Annotated in this window: 2 protein-coding genes and 2 pseudogenes; 3 read left to right on the top strand and 1 reads right to left on the bottom strand. The window is 54.8% G+C overall.

Annotated features, from left to right (window positions below):
* The 3 genes and pseudogenes from RTY00_RS20020 to yfaE form a co-directional block, all read left to right on the top strand.
* A pseudogene (locus RTY00_RS20020) lies at window positions 1-1,137 on the top strand (ribonucleotide-diphosphate reductase subunit alpha); the annotation flags it as partial.
* A gap of 53 nt (window positions 1,138-1,190) precedes the next feature.
* Window positions 1,191-2,321, top strand: coding sequence for a class Ia ribonucleoside-diphosphate reductase subunit beta (gene nrdB / locus RTY00_RS20015; RefSeq protein ID WP_007889356.1), 1,131 nt, complete (start codon window positions 1,191-1,193; stop codon window positions 2,319-2,321).
* Between the two features lie 2 nt (window positions 2,322-2,323).
* The gene (gene yfaE / locus RTY00_RS20010) at window positions 2,324-2,584 is read left to right on the top strand and encodes a class I ribonucleotide reductase maintenance protein YfaE (protein WP_008105122.1); all 261 of its coding nucleotides are present in this window, start codon (window positions 2,324-2,326) and stop codon (window positions 2,582-2,584) included.
* Window positions 2,585-2,619: 35 nt separating this feature from the next.
* Here yfaE and RTY00_RS20005 read toward each other — a convergent pair.
* Window positions 2,620-3,150, bottom strand: a pseudogene (locus RTY00_RS20005) (competence/damage-inducible protein A); the annotation flags it as partial.

The following is a 3,150-nucleotide window of genomic DNA, read 5'->3' as shown; positions in this document are numbered from 1 at the left end:
AAAGACGACAGCATCCGCAAGCAGCGCGTGAAAGCCGTTGAGCTGTTCTCACTGATGATGCAGGAACGTGCTTCTACTGGCCGTATCTACATCCAGAACGTCGACCACTGCAACACGCACAGCCCGTTCGATCCAAGCATCGCGCCGGTTCGTCAGTCGAACCTGTGCCTCGAGATCGCACTGCCGACCAAACCGCTGAATGACGTCAATGACGAAAGCGGCGAAATCGCCCTGTGTACGCTGTCAGCCTTTAACCTCGGTGCAATTAACAGCCTCGACGATCTGGAAGAGCTGGCCACCCTTGCGGTGCGTGCACTGGATGCGCTGCTGGATTATCAGGATTACCCAATCCCGGCAGCACAACGCGGCGCAATGGGCCGTCGTACGCTGGGTATTGGCGTGATCAATTACGCGTATTATCTGGCGAAAAACGGCGTGCGCTACTCCGATGGCAGCGCGAACAACCTGACGCACAAAACCTTCGAAGCCATTCAGTACTACCTGCTGAAAGCCTCGAATGAATTGGCGAAAGAGCAAGGTGCGTGCCCGTGGTTCAAAGAGACCACTTATTCGCAGGGCATTCTGCCGATCGATACCTATAAAAAGGATCTCGACGCGGTGTGCAACGAGCCGCTGCATCTGGATTGGGAAGGCCTGCGTGAGTCCATCACCACGCACGGTCTGCGCAACTCAACGCTCTCCGCGCTGATGCCGTCTGAAACCTCTTCGCAGATTTCAAATGCCACCAACGGTATTGAGCCGCCGCGCGGACACATCAGCATCAAAGCTTCGAAAGACGGCATTCTGCGTCAGGTGGTGCCAGAGTATGAGCGTCTGAAAGATCAGTACGAACTGCTGTGGGAAATGCCGTCTAACGACGGTTATCTGCAGCTGGTCGGCGTGATGCAGAAGTTCATCGATCAGGCGATTTCGTCGAACACCAACTACGATCCGAGCCGTTTTGCTAATGGCAAAGTGCCGATGAAACAGTTGCTGAAAGATCTGCTGACCGCGTACAAGTTCGGCGTGAAAACCCTGTACTATCAAAACACCCGCGACGGTGCGGAAGATGCACAGGACGATCTGGCGCCTTCCATTCAGGATGATGGCTGCGAAAGCGGCGCATGTAAGATCTAATCTCATCTTGTCAGGGCCGACATTGGTCGGCCCTCTTCACATTTGGACTCAAAATGGCTTACACCACATTCTCGCAGAACAAAAATGACCAGCTGAAAGAGCCGATGTTCTTTGGCCAGTCCGTCAACGTTGCCCGTTTCGACCAGCAGAAATATGACATCTTTGAAAAGCTGATTGAGAAGCAGCTCTCCTTCTTCTGGCGTCCGGAAGAAGTCGACGTCTCGCGCGATCGCATCGATTACCAGGCGCTGCCAGAGCATGAAAAGCACATCTTCATCAGCAACCTGAAGTATCAAACGCTGCTGGACTCCATTCAGGGCCGTAGCCCGAACGTGGCGCTGTTGCCGCTGATCTCTATTCCTGAGCTGGAAACCTGGATTGAAACCTGGGCCTTCTCCGAGACCATTCACTCGCGCTCTTACACCCACATCATCCGTAACATCGTTAACGATCCGGCGGTGGTGTTTGACGATATCGTCACCAACGAGCAGATTCTGGCGCGCGCCGAAGACATCTCGAAGTACTACGATGATCTGATAGAGATGACCAGCTACTGGCATCTGCTGGGCGAAGGCACGCATCAGGTCAACGGTAAAACCGTTACCGTGAACCTGCGCGATCTGAAAAAGCAGCTCTATATCTGCCTGATGAGCGTCAATGCGCTGGAAGCGATTCGTTTCTACGTCAGCTTCGCCTGTTCATTTGCTTTCGCCGAGCGCGAGCTGATGGAAGGTAACGCCAAAATCATCAAGCTGATTGCACGTGATGAAGCGCTGCACCTGACTGGCACCCAGCACATGCTGAACCTGCTGCGCACCGGTGAAGACGATCCAGAGATGAAAGCCATTGCTGCAGAGTGCCGCGACGAATGCTACGACCTGTTCAAGAAGGCAGCCGAGCAGGAAAAAGAGTGGGCAGAATATCTGTTCAGCGGCGGCTCGATGATTGGCCTGAACAAAGACATTCTGTGCCAGTACATTGAGTACATCACCAACATCCGTATGCAGGCGGTCGGTCTTGATCTGCCGTTCCAGACGCGTTCCAACCCGATTCCATGGATCAACTCATGGCTGGTGTCGGACAACGTGCAGGTTGCCCCGCAGGAAGTTGAAGTGAGCTCGTATTTGGTCGGTCAGATTGATTCTGAAGTGGGCGAAGACGATTTCGACGGCTTCCAGCTGTAAGTATGAGCCGCTCTGTTGTTATTCTGCGTAGCTCCGGCTCCCGGCTGGAGTGCGCAGAAGATCATCCCAATCTGCTGACGACGCTGGAAGCTAACAATCTGTGCGTTGAGTTTCAGTGTCGCGAAGGCTACTGCGGCTCTTGCCGTATGCGCTTGCTGAAAGGCGAAGTGGATTATGCGGAAACCCCGTTGGCGTTTGTGCAGCAAGGCGAGATTTTGCCGTGCTGCTGTCGCGCCAAAGGGGAGATTGAGATCGAGTTGTGATTTTAGTATGTCGCCATGAATGGCGACCCTACGAATTAACGTTTCACTGTTTCCAGCACATCAATCCAACCGTGGCCGGTGCTGACTTCGCTGCCGTGCAGCCAGCGACGCAGCATGTTCATCGACATCATCGCCACCACTTTCTGCCGCGTTTCCACGTTATGACGTCCATGGGTAAACTTCACGCGTTGGCCCCAGCTCGCTTCCGGTGTGTGCAGCGCAATCGACACTTCGCCTTCAACTAAATTTCCCACCGACAATGCCAGCGCGGCGCCCTGCTGTTTCGCCCAATCACGTGTGCGCGCAACCTGAGTTTCCAGATCTTCATCCTGCGGCGGCAGAATCTCTGCTTTGCTGAGCGCCACGTCTGCAGCTGCCAGCTGCCAGTTAAGCAAACCGGCGGTGAACTGCTCGCTCAGCGCCAACTGGAAGCCGCGTTGCTGCAACTCGCGCGCCAGTAGCGCCGGTAAACCTTCGGTGCCTTCAAAGATGGTGCATTCAGCCAGCAACAGTTTTACCTGCTGCCACACTTGCTCCATCGCCACGCGCTGGCTGGCGGGTCCGGT

The organism is Pantoea sp. CTOTU49201 (assembly GCF_032054795.1).
GTDB lineage: Bacteria > Pseudomonadota > Gammaproteobacteria > Enterobacterales > Enterobacteriaceae > Pantoea > Pantoea symbiotica.
This window is presented reverse-complemented; position numbering and strand designations above follow the sequence as displayed.